At 42.9% G+C, this 16,391-nt stretch carries 15 protein-coding genes; all 15 read right to left on the bottom strand.

Annotated elements, in window-relative coordinates; translation table 11 throughout:
* Positions 1-101: 101 nt before the first annotated feature.
* Positions 102-1,604: a sensor histidine kinase gene (locus J6I68_RS16470; protein ID WP_292221894.1), complete on the bottom strand. Its 1,503-nt coding sequence runs from the start codon at positions 1,602-1,604 to the stop codon at positions 102-104.
* A gap of 6 nt (positions 1,605-1,610) precedes the next feature.
* Positions 1,611-2,285 carry a response regulator transcription factor gene (locus J6I68_RS16465; RefSeq protein WP_292221892.1) on the bottom strand — a complete coding sequence of 225 codons (675 nt, stop codon included), beginning with the start codon at positions 2,283-2,285 and terminating at the stop codon, positions 1,611-1,613.
* Between the two features lie 14 nt (positions 2,286-2,299).
* A complete protein-coding gene (locus tag J6I68_RS16460; protein WP_292221890.1) occupies positions 2,300-2,902 on the bottom strand; it encodes a hypothetical protein in 603 nt (200 codons plus the stop codon).
* Positions 2,892-4,973, bottom strand: coding sequence for a glycogen debranching protein GlgX (gene glgX / locus J6I68_RS16455; protein ID WP_292221896.1), 2,082 nt, complete (start codon positions 4,971-4,973; stop codon positions 2,892-2,894). Before glgX ends, J6I68_RS16460 begins: the two co-directional genes overlap by 11 nt.
* A gap of 209 nt (positions 4,974-5,182) precedes the next feature.
* A complete protein-coding gene (locus J6I68_RS16450; RefSeq protein ID WP_292221888.1) occupies positions 5,183-6,595 on the bottom strand; it encodes an oxaloacetate decarboxylase subunit alpha in 1,413 nt (470 codons plus the stop codon).
* A 33-nt stretch (positions 6,596-6,628) separates the two neighbouring features.
* Positions 6,629-7,771 carry a sodium ion-translocating decarboxylase subunit beta gene (locus J6I68_RS16445; RefSeq protein ID WP_292221886.1) on the bottom strand — a complete coding sequence of 381 codons (1,143 nt, stop codon included), beginning with the start codon at positions 7,769-7,771 and terminating at the stop codon, positions 6,629-6,631.
* 47 nt (positions 7,772-7,818) lie between these two features.
* The gene (locus J6I68_RS16440) at positions 7,819-8,184 is read right to left on the bottom strand and encodes a biotin/lipoyl-containing protein (RefSeq protein WP_292221885.1); all 366 of its coding nucleotides are present in this window, start codon (positions 8,182-8,184) and stop codon (positions 7,819-7,821) included.
* Positions 8,185-8,205: 21 nt separating this feature from the next.
* A complete protein-coding gene (locus tag J6I68_RS16435) occupies positions 8,206-9,063 on the bottom strand; it encodes an OadG family transporter subunit (RefSeq protein ID WP_292221883.1) in 858 nt (285 codons plus the stop codon).
* Positions 9,064-9,080: 17 nt separating this feature from the next.
* The gene (locus tag J6I68_RS16430; protein WP_292221881.1) at positions 9,081-10,511 is read right to left on the bottom strand and encodes an acyl-CoA carboxylase subunit beta; all 1,431 of its coding nucleotides are present in this window, start codon (positions 10,509-10,511) and stop codon (positions 9,081-9,083) included.
* 124 nt (positions 10,512-10,635) lie between these two features.
* Positions 10,636-11,205: an SMC-Scp complex subunit ScpB gene (gene scpB, locus J6I68_RS16425; RefSeq protein WP_292221879.1), complete on the bottom strand. Its 570-nt coding sequence runs from the start codon at positions 11,203-11,205 to the stop codon at positions 10,636-10,638.
* Position 11,206: 1 nt separating this feature from the next.
* Positions 11,207-11,956, bottom strand: a complete 750-nt coding sequence (locus J6I68_RS16420; RefSeq protein WP_292221877.1) for a segregation and condensation protein A — start codon at positions 11,954-11,956, stop codon at positions 11,207-11,209.
* Positions 11,946-12,821 (bottom strand): metallophosphoesterase, encoded by an 876-nt coding sequence (locus tag J6I68_RS16415; RefSeq protein ID WP_292221875.1) that lies wholly within the window; start codon positions 12,819-12,821, stop codon positions 11,946-11,948. Before J6I68_RS16415 ends, J6I68_RS16420 begins: the two co-directional genes overlap by 11 nt.
* A 65-nt stretch (positions 12,822-12,886) precedes the next feature.
* Positions 12,887-13,063 (bottom strand): 30S ribosomal protein S21, encoded by a 177-nt coding sequence (gene rpsU / locus J6I68_RS16410; RefSeq protein ID WP_013280615.1) that lies wholly within the window; start codon positions 13,061-13,063, stop codon positions 12,887-12,889.
* 138 nt (positions 13,064-13,201) lie between these two features.
* Positions 13,202-15,856, bottom strand: a complete 2,655-nt coding sequence (gene alaS, locus J6I68_RS16405) for an alanine--tRNA ligase (protein ID WP_292221873.1) — start codon at positions 15,854-15,856, stop codon at positions 13,202-13,204.
* Between the two features lie 174 nt (positions 15,857-16,030).
* Positions 16,031-16,391 (bottom strand): His/Gly/Thr/Pro-type tRNA ligase C-terminal domain-containing protein (locus J6I68_RS16400; RefSeq protein WP_292221871.1); only part of this gene is annotated, 361 nt, incomplete at its 5' end.

Genomic DNA, 16,391 nt, shown 5'->3' with positions numbered 1-16,391 from the left:
GGAAATTTCTCTCCGCAGCCAACAAGCGATAAGCTCAAGCTGATTATTAATGCGGCTGAAAAAAATCTTTTTCCCCTCATACATGCATCCTCACTTATAGACTATTTTGTCTCAAGTTCAAAATAAAATTCTACGCCATTGTCATAATTGATGACGCCATAGGCCTGTCCCATTCCTTCCATGATTGCTTTGACGATGGAAAGTCCAACGCCGCTACCACCATATTGTCTGGTTCTTGCCTTATCAACCTTGTAGAACTTGTCCCAGATAAGAGGAAGGCTTTCTTCAGGGATTGGTGTTCCTGTGTTAAACACTGAAATCCTGACGTGATTTTCCTTGCTGACAAGCTTTATCTCTACAATCCTTTCACCAGCAATGTGATTAAGGGCATTGCTGTAATAATTCTGGAGGACTTCTTCTATTTTAAATTCGTCTCCCCATACAAATATCGGCGGATAATCGTCAAACTTTACCGTTGCTTCTTTTTGTTTTGCCAGCATCGATGCAGATTTGATGTAGTTTTTGATCATATCAACTATATCAAATCGCTCCATATTGGCACTCTCATTGCCAAACTCAAGCTGATTCAGGGTAAGGAGCTTCTTTACCATGATGTTCATCTTGGATGCCTCATCCATGATAACCTCGCAGTAAAAGTTCCTGCTCTCCTCGTCGTCACTGACACCTTCCTTAAGGCCTTCAGCATATCCCTGTATAAGGGCTATAGGGGTCTTGAGTTCATGAGATACGTTTGAAAGGAACTCTTTTCGCATCTCATCGATCTGTTCCTTCTTGGCAATATCCTGCTTTAAGGCAACGTTTGCATTTTTAAGCTCTTTAATTGTGGTCTCAAGAGTCTCAGACAGTTCGTTCATGTTCTGTCCAAGGACATCTATCTCGTTTTTATAGGGCTCATCTGAGGTATATTTAGCCTCAAAGTTGAGCTGCTTCATCTGATCTGATATAAGATACAGTTTCTTTATGGGATCTGTTACCTTTTTGGATATATAAACGATAACTACTGAGCCGATAACAATGGCAATAATAGCCACATAGCTCATAAAGGTATTGGAAATAGCTACGTTGTCCCTGATACTTTCCATGGTCGCACGAAGAAGTACAAGGTTTCCATTTCCAACTATGCCCCACATCTCAAGGTACTGTCTGCCAGTTCCCCTGTCGGCATCGATCTGAAGGGTATAGTCATCGCCGCTATCAATAACAGTCCTGTTCTCTATTACCTCAGTTCCTGCTGAAGGATTTATCATGTTTTCCCACAGTATCTTGCCTAGAAGCTCTGGGTTGTTACTGAAAGCTTTCACAGTTTCAGAATCAGCATCCATAACTATCATTTCTATGTTATACCGTTCACATATATGGGAAATCTCTTCATCAAAATCCGCTGATGTAATATCGCCATTTTGTATGGCATTTGAAATGCTCCTGTAGGCAGCAATGATTGCTTCTCTCTTGTTCTGAATGTAAAACCTCTCCATAAAAAAGAGATTTACAAAAAGACAGATAACGAAAGTTCCAACCATTATAGCCAGGAAAACTACGCTTATTTCAAATCTTATGGAATGGATTTTCTTATTGTTTTTCAAGACTGTTTACTCCTCAAACTTGTATCCCATTCCCCAAATAGTCTTGATCATGTCACCCTTATTGCCAAGCTTACCACGGAGTTTTTTTACATGAGTATCGATAGTTCTGGCATCGCCAAAATAGTCGTAATTCCAAACATTATTAAGGATCTTCTCTCTTGAGAGAGCAACACCCTTGTTTTCAAAAAAGTATGATAATAATTCGAATTCTTTGTAGCTAAGATCGATCTCTTTTCCATCAACAGAAACGCTGTGAGCTACCTTATTGATAACAATGCCGCCAATCTCCATAACATCATTATTGGATGTCTGATTGGTCCTTCTTAAAATAGCTGAAACTCTTGCTGCAAGGATCTTGGGGCTAAAGGGCTTGGAAATGTACTCATCAACTCCAAGTTCAAAACCAAGAAGCTCATCCCTCTCCTCAGCCTTAGCAGTAAGCATGATGATAGGCACCTTAGAGTGCTCTCTTATCTCTCTGCAAACTTCCCAGCCATCTCTTATAGGCATCATTACATCGAGAATGATAAGGGCAATGTCCTTGTCCTGATAAAAGATATCCAGGGCCTGCTGACCATTCTCGGCTTCCACTACTATATAGCCATCCTTGTTAAGAAAGTCCTTAACCAGTTTGCGCATTCTGCTTTCATCGTCAACCACAAGTATCTTAAGATCGTCCACTTTGATTCCTCCTGTCAATTTGACTCTGTATCCTCATAATACGCTGATGGACTCTCAATGCCAAGGTTTTTTTCTGCTTCTCTGACCTTTCTTTCTCTTTCTGTCAGATCCTGTTCCCAGGAAGAGTAGCGATTTGTCACATTTCTCTTGTAATTTATGATGTTGTCATTCTCGCTTGAGGCCGCGATAAGGAACATCACAACCACCAAAATAGCAAGGACCACATCAAGGACTATAGGGAAAATCCTGCCAAACTCAGCATTTTTCTTTTCAGGTTTCTTTCTCTGCTTGACTGAAAGATTCTCCATGGCAGAATGTCTTGTCATGGATACGCCTACAGGTATGGGTATGAGATCCTCCTCTTTATAACCGCTTTCAAGGAGCTGATCTCTAAGCCCATATAGATATCCCCAACCAATTGGGGTTTTAAAGATTTTGTTTTCTATAGATTTTTCATAAACAGCTTTTATATCAGCCGGACGGCTTGCTTTTACCCTGGTCTGAAGGACCTTTATCTTGGATAGGTCCATTTCAGCCTTCTGGGCATCATTTTCAGACATAAAATCAAAGCCGCAGACAGTGAAGCTGTTTTCATTTTTCTTACCATCAGCTGCCATATTCTGCTCCGTATGACGCAATGAATACGTTGACACTTCTAGCCTTCATGGTCTTATTTCTCCATGTTAAAGGCTTAGGTCTGTTATAAAAATACTTTCCGCTCTCATCACCTGTATCCACACAAAGTGACCAGAATGCTCCTTCAGGTGGATTAGGAAGTGTGATCTGGATATCTTCCCAGTAAGCATTTATTGCAAGGTAAACAATATCATCGTGGTCTTTTTTCTTGATATATCCTGCGAATCTGACGCAGATAACCTTAGAGTCGTTATTTATATTACCATGATCAGGGTTTTCTGTATGAACAGAAATATTAGGAAAACCGCAGTGGGCTGGCTTAAGGTCTTTTCTGATGCAAGGATGCTTTCTCCTGAACTGGATCATGTTTCTGTAGAAGTCAAAAAAGTTCTTGTTCTTTTCAAGTAAATTCCAGTTGAGCCAGGATATCTCATTATCCTGACAATATGCATTGTTATTGCCAAACTGGGTATTTGCAAACTCATCCCCAGCATAAATCATAGGGGTTCCTCTGCTGCACATAAGGACAGCAATGGCATTTCTCATCATCCTGTATCTAAGGTCCAGCACACCCTGGTCCTGAGTTTCGCCTTCAGCGCCACAGTTCCAGCTTCTGTTGTCGTTGGCACCATCAGTGTTATTCCAGCCATTATCCTCATTGTGCTTGCCATTATATGAATACAGATCATAGAGAGTAAAGCCATCATGACAGGTAATAAAGTTGACTGATGACTCATATCCCATATATGCTCCGCCATAGAGGTCCATGGAACCTGTGATCCTCTTAACTGCTTCCGGAGCTGTCCAGATATCACCCTTAAGGTAAGATCTGATATCATCTCTGTATTTGCCGTTCCACTCAGCCCATCTCTTCCAGGCAGGGAAATTACCAACCTGATAAACTCCGCCAGCATCCCAGGCCTCAGCAATGAGCTTTACATTTCCAAGGATCGGATCATAGGCAAGTCTCTGGATAAGAGGAGGCTTGTCCATTGGCGCACCATCCTGATCCCTTCCAAGAATGCTTGCAAGGTCAAACCTGAATCCATCTACCCTGTACTCTTCAACCCAATATCTTAAGCACTCTACAATGTACTCCTGGACCATAGGATGGTTACAGTTCATGGTATTTCCACAGCCACTAAAATTATAGTACTGGCCATGCGGTGTTAAAAGGTAGTAAATATTGTTATCAAAGCCCTTAAAGGAAATAAATGGCCCATATTCATTACCTTCAGCTGTATGGTTAAATACAACATCAAGAATAACCTCAATTCCATTGTCCTTGAGGGTCTTGATCATGTGCTTAAGCTCCACGCCTTCCTTGTTGTACTCACTCTGTGAAGCATAGCTCGTATTAGGGGCAAAAAAGCTGACGGTATTATAGCCCCAGTAGTCGTAAAGGGTCCTGCCGCCCACTTCTCTTTTATCTCTTGTCTCATCAAATTCAAAAATTGGCATTAGCTCAACAGCAGTGATGCCAAGGCGTTTTAGATAATCAACCTTTTCCTTGATGCCATCAAAGGTACCTCTGAATCTGACTCCAGAAGAAGGATCCATGGTAAAGCCTCTTACGTGCATCTCGTAAATAACTGAGTCGCACATAGGGATCTTTAAGGAATTGGTGTCGTTCCACTCAAAATTATCTCTTACAACTCTGGCCCTGTAAGCACCATCTTTATTTGGATTCTGTCCCCAGATACGCTGTCCGCTGACAGCTTTGGCGTATGGATCAAGGAGCAGATGATTTTTATCAAACAAAAGACCTTTTTCCGGGTCCCAAGGGCCATCGACAATATAGCTATACTCAAGGTTTTCAATATCCAGGCCAAATACGATCATGGAGTAAACCTTACCTATGCGATAGCTTTCCGGGAATGGAATCTGGGCAAAAGGCTTATTCTCGCCTCTGTTGAAAAGAAGAAGGGTTATAGATGTAGCCCCGTTAGAATAGGCAGTAAAATTAACGCCATCTGTAAGCATGGTGGCGCCATTGATATTATAAAAGCCTGGTCTTATCCTGAAACCGCTGACCTCATCAAGAGCCAGCATCTGTCTTCCGACCTCAGCTTTCCTTAGCTCTCTGACCTGTCGCTGTCCAATTTCAACAGGTTTTTTACCTTGTCTGTGTCTTCGGTACTCATTCATAATAAAATTTTATCACAAAGAATCCTTCAAAACATAAAAAAGAAATGAAATTTTGTATGTAACCATAGCAAAATTTCATTTCTTTTATTTCATTTATTAAAAACTAGCCCCAATTACACTGGGTAAGCGCCATTCTTAGTATCTGCTGCTGTAACATCAACCTTGTTCTGCTGAGCATCACGATACTTGAAGAAATCTGTAGCAACCTGAGGGAACAGTGCGTATGAAAGCACATCCTCATCCTGCTGCTTGTACTGCTTAACAGCCTCTTCAAACTCAGGAAGTCCTGGTTTAAGTCTGTCAGCAGGTCTGCAGGTAATAACCTCTCTGTCGCCGATGATCTTCTTCTGAACTTCTGGATTGAAAGGCTTGATTGTCTTACCATACTCACCAGCAAGGAGATCCTTGGTCTGGTCAGTAGCAACCTTGTATCTCTCACCCATAAGTACGTTCATAACAGCCTGTGTACCAACGATCTGTGAAGAAGGTGTTACAAGAGGCGGCTCACCGAAGTCCTTACGAACCCGAGGGATCTCCTCAAGAACGGTGTTGTACTTATCACTTGCGTTCTGCTCCTTGAGCTGGCTAACCATGTTGGAAAGCATTCCGCCAGGAACCTGATACATAAGAGTCTTGATGTTAACACCAAGAACCTTAGGATCCATAAGACCGCTCTTTAAGCACTCTTCTCTATATGGTCTGAAGTAATCAGCGATTTCAGCAAGAATCTTCTGATCAAGTCCAGTCTCGAAAGGCTGTCCCTTGAAGGCCTCAACCATAACCTCTGTAGCTGGCTGTGATGTTCCAAGAGCAAATGGAGAAATAGCACAGTCAATGATATCAACACCAGCCTCAGCAGCCTTCATGTATGTCATGCTGGCAACACCTGAAGTGTAGTGTGTGTGAAGGTCGATAGGAAGCTTTGTAGCGCTCTTAAGTGCCTTAACAAGCTTCTCTGCCTCGTAAGGAAGAAGAAGTCCTGCCATATCTTTGATACAGATAGAATCTGCACCCATGTTCTCTATATCTTTAGCGATGTTCATCCAGTAATCAAGGGTGTATGCATCACCAAGTGTATATGCAAGAGCGATCTGAGCGTGTCCGCCCTCTTTCTTACAAGCCTTAACAGAAGCCTCAAGGTTTCTAAGGTCGTTAAGACAGTCGAAAATACGGATAATATCGATACCGTTTGCAATAGACTTCTGAACGAAGTACTCAACAACGTCATCTGGATAGTGCTTGTATCCAAGGATGTTCTGTCCACGAAGGAGCATCTGAAGCTTGGTGTTCTTAAATCCTGCACGAAGCTTACGAAGTCTCTCCCATGGATCCTCCTTTAAGAATCTCATTGAAGCATCAAATGTAGCACCGCCCCAGCACTCTACTGCATTGTAGCCAACCTTATCCATTGTCTCAATGATAGGAAGCATGATCTCAGTAGGCATTCTGGTAGCGATCAGGGACTGATGAGCATCACGCAGAACAGTCTCATTAATGCGAACTGGTTTTTTCTCTAATTCTGCCATATCTATATTCATCCTTTCTGTATATTCAAATAATTAAACTCCAAAGACCGCCATGAAGGTACCTGCAACTACCGCAGTGCCAATAACTCCGGCAACGTTAGGTCCCATAGCATGCATCAAAAGGAAGTTTGAAGGATCATACTCTGAGCCAACCTTCTGTGATACACGGGCAGCCATAGGTACAGCAGATACACCAGCTGAACCGATAAGAGGATTGATCTTGCCTCTTGTAATGAAGCAAAGAAGTTTACCAAGAAGACATCCTGCAGCTGTACCAAAGGCAAAGGCAATAAGTCCAAGAACTACGATGATAAGTGTAGTTGTGTTAAGGAAAGCCTCAGCACTTGTTGTAGCACCAACTGATGTTCCAAGAAGGATAACTACGATGTACATAAGTGCATTGGATGCTGTCTCCTGGAGCTGACGAACAACGCCAGACTCTCTGAAGAGGTTACCAAGCATCAGCATACCGATAAGAGGTGCTGTTGTTGGAAGGATCATACTTACAACAATTGTAACGACGATAGGGAAAAGAATCTTCTCAAGCTTGGAAACTTCCCTAAGCTGCTGCATTCTGATCTTTCTCTCTTTATCAGTTGTAAGGAGCTTCATAATAGGTGGCTGGATCATTGGAACCAAAGCCATGTATGAGTAAGCTGCTACAGCAATAGGTCCAAGGATTGATGTCTGATGAAGCTTACTAGCAAGGAAGATAGATGTAGGGCCATCAGCACCACCAATAATAGATACAGCAGCTGCCTGCTGATCGTTAAATCCAAAAAAGATAGCCATGAAATATGCTGAAAAGATACCAAACTGCGCTCCGGCTCCCATAAGGAAACTGATAGGGTTCGCAATAAGGGGACCAAAGTCTGTCATGGCACCAACGCCAAGGAAAATAAGTGATGGCAGGATAGCATACTCATCAAGGATATAGAAGTAATGCAAAAGTCCACCTGCAGCACCAGCTGTTGGCTCAGCCATAATATCAGGATAAATATTTACAAGTAACATACCGAATGAGATCGGTACAAGGAGCAAAGGCTCGAATCCCTTGGCAATCGCAAGATACAAGAAAACAAGTGCAACCACAACCATGATATAGTTGCCAGGTGACATAGTTGTAAATGCGGTCTGTTGCCAGAGATTAGATAATGTATTAACTATGTAATCCATTCGTATCCTCTTTCTGTTTTTTCAAACTTGTATTTCTTACATCTAAATCAGTTAAGGGTTGCAAGAACTCTTCCAGCCTCAACTGCATCGCCTGCAGCTACATCAATGCTTGCTACTGTTCCGTCTGAAGGAGCTACCATAGGGATCTCCATCTTCATAGACTCAAGAGTAACTACTGTGTCGCCCTTCTTAACAGCCTGTCCTACATTTGCATCGATTCTGAGAACCTTACCTGCTGCACCTGCCTCGATCTTAACTGATCCGGCGCCTGCACTGGCCTTCTTAGCTGGAGCTGCTGGAGCCTTTACTGCTGCAGGAGCCTTAGCTGCTACTGGTGCTGCACCTGTGCCTGCACCTTCCTCTACTGTTACATCATATACGTTTCCGTTAACGGTTATTGTATAGTTCTTCATTGTTTCTCCTTTCAAAGAATCTTATCTATTCTTTTTCCAATTTGTATTTACTTTTCTTATTGATCTTACCTGGAATCCGTCAGTACTAGCACTTCCCTCATATGCTGCTATTGCTGCTGCAATAACTGCTACAAGCTCAGCATCTCCTGCCAGGTCTTCCTTGTCTGCAATCTGTGCAGTTGTGTTGTCAATTGCCTGCTGTGCGATCTCTTTATCACTTACCTTCTTCTTTTTACCACCAAATAAAAGTGGGAACAAAGAAATAATAAGTGAAATTATGATGAGGACAGCAAAGGCCATTCCCATACCAAGAAGTGTATTAAGTCCGGCATTTTCAAGCTTCTCACCAGTTGATCTGTTAACAGTTACACCGATGTCTGTGGGAACGAAATCGTTGCCCATATAGATTTCCATAAGAGCTGAGCGCTTGGTTCCCTGAACAGTAGCGTCAATAACAAGAACGCCCTCTTTATTGATGTAGTACTGTACATCTGTAACCTCAACATCAGACTGCAATGTTTCAAGTGAATTGTAGCCAATGCTCTCAATTGACTTGTACCAGCTGTCATAACCTGATTCATTTACATTGTAGTAAGCATCATTGAATGACAGATCGCCAGACATGTTATTGAAGTTCATGGCAAGATCAAAATATGCCTTCTCTTCAAAATTCTCAGGAGTAACACCGCTAAGGAACCATTTTTCAAAGGCATCATTCTCAACATATTTAGCATATTCAACGATGTTTTCCGTTTTAAACAGTTCGGAGTGATATCTGCTTCCCTCTACTGTGTTGTAATTTGTGGTATCTGCGCCACATGCAGTAAGTCCAAGAAGGGATGCCATCATCACGCCCAAAACTAAGATTTTATGTTTCATTTTGAGTGCTCCCTTCATTAAACTGTGCCGTGTTTCTTGGCAGGACGCTCATCTCTCTTTGTAAAAAGCATCTCGAAAGCTCCAACAACATACTTTCTTGTGTCAGCAGGCTCAACGATCTCATCTACATAGCCTCTTGCTGCTGCACTTCTTACGTTGTTCTGGAGATTTGCATACTCAGTCTCAGTCTTAGCAACAGTCTCAGCATCCTTGCCATCGCAAAGAATCTTAGCTGCAAACTTGGCATCCATTGTACCAATCTGAGCATCTGGCCAGCTGATAGTGACATCAGCACCGATAGCCTTGGAGTTCATGATCACATATGCGCTGCCAAAGGCCTTACCTGTGATAACGTTAACCTTAGGTACTGTAGCATTTGCAAGAGCATATACAAGCTTACCAGCAGCCTTAGCAACGTGCTTCTCATCACACTTGCTTGAGCCAAAGCCTGTTGCATTAGTAAGAGTAAGAACAGGGATATCGAAAGCATCGCAGAATTCTACGAAATCAGCTGCCTTCTCACATGCATGAGCTGTAAGCTTATCATCAAACTTCTCAGCTTCTTTACCGTTCTCGTCAAAGATTGCTGTGCGGTTACCAACAAGACCCACTGTAGCACCATTGAGTCTGATAAATCCTGTAACCATCTCTTTTGCGTAGTTTCTCTTAGTCTCGAAGAATACGCCGTTGTCTGAAATCTGACCTGCAATAACCGCTGGATCAGCCATAGCGCCATCAAGGTTCTCACATACTCTGTTAAGGTCGTCTGTGCAGTCCTCGAAATTGTCGCTATCTTCGTTGTTTGAAGGAAGCATTGAAACGAGCTCTCTGATCTGTGCGTAAACAGAAGCCTCATCAGCTACAACGTCTACGTTGCCAGTCTCCTGGCTCTGCCACTTAGCACTTGAAGTGTCAAGCTTCTCCTTGTAATTGCCCTCAAGTACGTTAGGTGAGTTAACAAATAAAGAAGCCTTGCTCTCCTCCATGAATGTGAAATCTGTGATAGATGGAATAAGTGCAAGTCCGCCACCACACGCGCCAAAGACTGCAGTAATCTGAGGCACTACTCCAGAAGCCTCCACCTGCTTAAGATAAATCTCTCCGAATGCGTTAAGGGCATCTGCACCTTCCTGCAAACGAAGTCCTGCTGAATCGATAAGTCCGATAACAGGTGAACCGGTCTTGATAGCCAGCTCATACAGGCGAACGATCTTCTTAGCATGCATCTCACCAATTGATCCGCCAAGTACTGACGCATCCTGGCTGTATACATACACCAGATTACCGTCGATAACACCATAGCCGGTTACTACACCGTCTGAAGGTGTCTCTTCCTGTTTCAGATTGAAATCTGTGCTTCTTGCGGTCACAAGTGCGCCAATTTCAACGAAACTGTTTTCATCGAGCAAAGCATTAATTCTTTGACTCGCTTGTGAAGAACTACTCATTTCTTTACCTCCGTAAATATATTTTTATGCACAAATATCGCAACTTTAGTCACAGTATAGTATAACATAAAAATCCTCAAAAAAAAGGGTAGAATGCTAAATAATTCACATTCTACCTGCATTTTTAAATATCAAGTTTTAGCTGAACTTCATGTTCCGCCTGAGCCTTAAACTCCTCAACCTGCACAGTCCCTATAACTGGCAGCTCTTCAAGGCTGCGGACACCGAAGCTTCTAAGGAATTCCTCAGTGGTTCCAAAAAGGAGCGGTCTGCCTGGAGCATCAAGTCTTCCAAGTTCCTGGACAAGTCCAAACTCCACAAGTCTGTTGACAGCATGATCACTGTTAACACCTCTTATCTTCTCAACCTCAAGCCTTGTAATAGGCTGCTTGTAGGCGATGATTGACAGTGTTTCCATAAGAGAATCCGTAAGGACTGCCTTCTTGGGTGCCTTGGCGATCTTAACAAGATACTCATACATCTCTTTCTTGGTGCACAGCTGCACAGCTTTATCCAGCTCCAATATTCCTATTCCGCTGTCTGCCTTTTCATATTTTTCTTTTAAATATGCAATATAATCCTTTACCTGCTTGGCATCAGTTTCCATCGCCTTTGCAAGGGATGATATCTCAACTGAATCTCCCATGGTAAAAAGGATAGCTTCTACTATACTTGCGCCTTCTTCTCTGGTCATATCAGCTTGCCTTTCTTGATGTGATCATAATGTCACCAAAGGTGCCATCCTGCTCTATCTCAATCTCGCCCAGCTTCATCTCCTCAAGGATAACGAGGAATGTAACGATTATCTCTGTCTTACTGGACTGTTTTTCCAGTAAACTCTTAAAGCTGAAGGTCTTGTGTTCTCTAATGTAAGCCTTGATGAAAAGAGTCTTGGCATCCATGTCAATCTCTTCCTTCTCGATGTTGCCAAATTTACTCCTTATGGGGTCCACCTTATCTTCCTGTCTCTTTAAGAGATCCTGGAATATCTCATTGAGCTTGACAAGGGTTGTATCGCCAATGAGATTAGAAAAGTCGATGGGCATCTCATAGTCCCTGACTTCCTTTGGAAGATTCTTTTGCCTAAACCACTGAAGGCCAGCATCCATCTGCCTGTCCCGTAGCTCATAGGCCATGTACTTGTACATCTTGTACTCAAGGAGCTTCTCAACAAGTTCTGCTCTTGGATCCTCTTCCTCACCCTCTTCGTTAACTTCCTTAGGAAGAAGCATCTTGCATTTGATGTTCATAAGTGTAGCTGCCATTACAAGGAACTCTGAAGTGACCTCCATGTCCTCTTTCTGCATGGCATTAATATATTCCATGTACTGCTCCGTTATGGTTACAATAGGAATATCGTAAATATCTATCTGGTTCTTATCAATGAGGTGCATAAGAAGGTCAAGTGGTCCTTCAAACACCTGCAGCTTAACTTCAAGTGACATCTGACTTACCCCTCACTTTGATAACAGATACCTCTCCAGGGTTGAATAATCTTACATGTATTGTGTGGGTTCCAAGGCCTCTGCTAAGGATCATGGTCTTTCCTTCCTTAACATACTTCCCTCCATCGTATTTTGGGAAAAGAGCTATCGAAGGAGAAATAACTCCTCCAAGTAAAGGAAGCCTTATGATACCGCCATGAACATGACCTGAAACAGTAAGGTCTGCGCCCCACTTCCTGTATTCATCAAAATACAGGGGATTATGTGCAATAAGGATCTGGAATCTCTCTTTTTCAGAAGCCGAAATACCACCAATCTTCCTGTCTAAGAGATCGCTTTCCATCTCCTTTTTTACTATCTTTTGAAAATATGCTGTCGGAAGACAAAGCCCCGTTATCCTGATGTCTTTGCCAAAATCTGCCGACTCATTATCAAGATAAATGAGCCCTTCTCTCTTAAGGCTCTCTTTATATCTGTCAAAGGCATTGCCAAATATAGCCCTGCTCTCTTTGATCTTTTCCTCGTGATTGCCGTTAGAAATATAAAGAGGGTACTTTTTGGAAAGTCTCTTAAGCAGAGAATAAGCTATTTCCGGATGAAACTTCCCATCGCGGTGATGGGATGTAAACATATCTCCGGCAGATAAAATGGCATCCGGATGAATATCATCGATTGCCTTTATGAGCCTGTCGTTGTCCTTACCAAAGACATAACTATGAAGGTCAGTGAGAAAAACAAAAGTGTAATCGCCACTAACCTTGTCGGAGCATACCTCATACTCATATATTTTGAAATTATGGGTATCATGATATATTACAGCAATAAGGACTATGATTATAAGCGCCCAAACAATGAGTTTTACCATCCGCCAAATCCCAAACTTTCTAAAAAAAAATCCTTGGAAAACATCCAAGGACTTTTCTCTTTGATTTAGTTATATTTGCGCTTTCTTGCTGCCTCAGACTTCTTCTTGCGTCTTACGCTAGGCTTCTCGTAGTGCTCTCTCTTACGGATCTCCTGCTGGATACCAGCCTTGGCGCAACTTCTCTTGAAACGACGCAGTGCGCTATCCAAAGTCTCATTCTCTTTAACTACTACAGTTGACATCTCTACTCTTACCCTCCCTTCAGTCCCTTCAAGTACATGACTGATTGGGTTATTTGCTATGCTTTGAGCCCTTTTGACTCACATAACATCAATAATTATATCATAAAAACATTTGTCGTCAAGAAGTTTTTTGAAAGATCAGCCAATTTGTTCAGCAAGTACCTTCTTGGCTTCTGCAATAGCATCGGAAATGCCTGCAGGATTCTTGCCTCCAGCCTGTGCCATGTTAGGACGGCCACCGCCGCCACCGCCTACCTTAGGTGCGATAGCTTTAACAAGGTTGCCTGCGTGAGCTCCCTTTGTCATAGCGCCATCAGTTGCCATAGTAACAAGGTTAACCTTTCCATCTGCTTCTGAAATAAGAACGACAACGCCTTCGCCAAGCTTAGTCTTCATCTGATCACCAAGATCTCTAAGGCCGTTCATGTCTACACCCTTAAGTGCTGCGCAAAGGAGCTTTACTCCATTAACTTCCTCTACCTGGTCAGAAACATCACCAAGAGCTGCCTGAGCTTCTTTGCTCTTTAAGGACTCGTTCTCACTTCTGAGAGCCTTAAGCTCCTCCTGGAGCTTTTTGATCTGGGCTGTGATGTCAGAAGGATTGGTCTTAAGTGCCTTAGCTGCATCATCAAGTGTATTTTCAACATTTACATAATAATCTCTCGCGTTGCTGCCTGTAAGAGCCTCAATACGACGAACACCAGCTGCTACGCCGCTCTCAGAAACGATCTTAAAGATTCCTACGTGGCTTGTATTTGATACATGAGTACCACCACAGAGCTCGATGGAGAAATCACCCATCTTAACTACTCTTACTCTGTCGCCATACTTCTCTCCGAACAGAGCCATAGCTCCGGTCTTTTTAGCCTCTTCCATGGACATCTCTTCTGTTACAACAGGAAGTGCCTCAGCGATCTTCTGATTTACAAGATCCTCAACCTTTTTGATCTCCTGCGCTGTCATAGCCTGGTGATGTGAGAAGTCGAATCTTGTCTTGTCAGGATCCTGATAGGAACCAGCCTGCTCAACATGGTCGCCAAGGACCTCACGAAGAGCCTTCTGAAGAAGGTGGGTTGCTGAGTGGTTGCGGCAGGTCTTTGCTCTGTTTTCAGCATCAACCTTAAGGCTTACCTTAGAGCCAACCTTAAATGATCCGGAAACAACCTTACCAACATGAGCAGTTCTTCCGCCAGCTACATGGATGGTCTCAAGGACTTCAAACTTTGATCCGCCTTCGCCCTCAATAACACCGATATCTCCAACCTGTCCACCCATGGTTCCGTAGAAAGGAGTCTTGTCTGTGATGATAGTTCCTTCAGCGCCGCTTGAAAGCTCCTCTGAAAGTGCATCACCTGCTGCAATTGCAACTACACTACCTTCGCAGGAAATGCTGGTGTATCCAACAAACTCAGTTGTAACATCCTCAGGAAGTGAATCAAATACTCCTGCGCCAGTTGTGAGATTAGCTGAGAAATTCTGATTATCTCTGGCCTTCTGCTTCTGCTCTTCCATAGATGCCTTAAAGCCTTCCTCATCAACAGTAAAGCCCTCTTCCTCTGCAAGCTCAACAGTAAGCTCTACAGGGAATCCAAATGTATCATAAAGGAAGAACGCATCCTTACCGTCAATTTCCTTCTTGCCTGCTTCAGAAGTCTTATCAAGTATCTTCTTGAATTCCTTCATACCATTTTCAAGAGTTGACTCGAAACGAACGATCTCTCTCTCAAGCTCAGTAAGAACGAATTTCTCATTCTTTGCAAGATTCTCATAGCTGTCTTTATACTCATCAATATAAATCTGTGCTACTCCAAGAATCTGATCCTTATTAAGTCCAAGAGTTCTTGCATGTCTTACTGCACGGCGGATAAGTCTTCTAAGGATATATCCAGCGCCAGTGTTCGAAGGAAGCAGCTTAGCCTCATCTCCAATGAGCATTACGGATGTACGTGTGTGATCAGCAAGGATTCTCATGGATCTTGTTGTCTTTTCATCTGCCTCATACTTGATGCCGCTCTCCTTTTCAATGTAAGCGATAACCGGAGCATGAAGATCGATCTTGTAAACGTCATCTACGCCGTTAAGGAAAGCGAGGATACGCTCAAGTCCCCATCCTGTATCAACGTTCTTTTGTGATAAAGGAGTAAGGCTTCCGTCGTGATGCTTTTCATACTGCATGAATACGTCGTTACCGATCTCAGTGTACTTACCGCAGTGGCATCCAGGACCGCAGTCAGGACCACAGTCAGGAACATCCTTAACATAGAACATCTCACTGTCAGGTCCGCATGGGCCATATTCAAGTCCCCACCAGTTGTCCTCTGCTGGAAGATAGAAAATGTTCTCAGGCTTAAATCCAGACTCGATACGGTATTTAGCGCCCTCTTCATCTCTTGGAGCATTCTCATCACCTGCAAAAACAGTTGCTGCAAGGTGATCAGCATCAAATCCAAAAAGCTGTGTCAAAAGCTCAAAGCTCCACTGGCAACGCTCTTTTTTAAAATAGTCACCAAGTGACCAGCTTCCCATCATCTCAAAGAATGTGCCATGGCTCTTGTCACCTACTGAATCAATGTCATTGGTACGAACACATCCCTGAACATTGCAAAGTCTTGTTCCCATAGGATGCTTTTTACCAAGAAGGTATGGCATAAGTGGCTGCATACCAGCAACATTGAACATAACGCCTGTGGAACCGTCTGAAACAAGCGAAACAGCGCCGCAGTCAACGTGTCCTCTGTCAATATAAAACTGTTTCCAAGCTTTTCTAAGCTCGTCAGCTGTAAATGATCTCATTATAATCCTCCTAAATATATAACATGATATACGGATTGCTTCGCCTTGCTCTCGCAATCCTACATACATTCGGAATCCGCACTATCGTGCTACTTCCTCATATATGTTCGGTCTTCAAAACCAAAAGCTGATTTGTGCAAGCACATCAGCTTTTGGTCTTTAATCCCTATATCATTAAAAATCGAACTTGTCAGCAAAGAATGCCTCAAGCTCATCAATTGCGATACGCTCCTGCTCCATGCTGTCTCTGAACCTTACTGTAACCTTGTTATCTGTCTCAGAATCAAAGTCATAAGTAATGCAGAAAGGTGTTCCAATCTCATCCTGACGACGATATCTCTTACCAATGTTTCCTCTGTCATCAAACTCGCAGTTGTATTTCTTGGAAAGCTGCGCATAAATCTTCTCAGCACCTTCGTTAAGCTTCTTGGAAAGAGGAAGGATACCGATCTTAACAGGAGCAAGTGCTGGATGGAAATGAAGCACTGTACGCATATCAGGCTTGTCCTCAGTTCCGATGTTCTCCTCATCATAT

This window comes from Butyrivibrio sp. (assembly GCF_017940685.1).
GTDB lineage: Bacteria > Bacillota > Clostridia > Lachnospirales > Lachnospiraceae > Butyrivibrio.
This window is presented reverse-complemented; position numbering and strand designations above follow the sequence as displayed.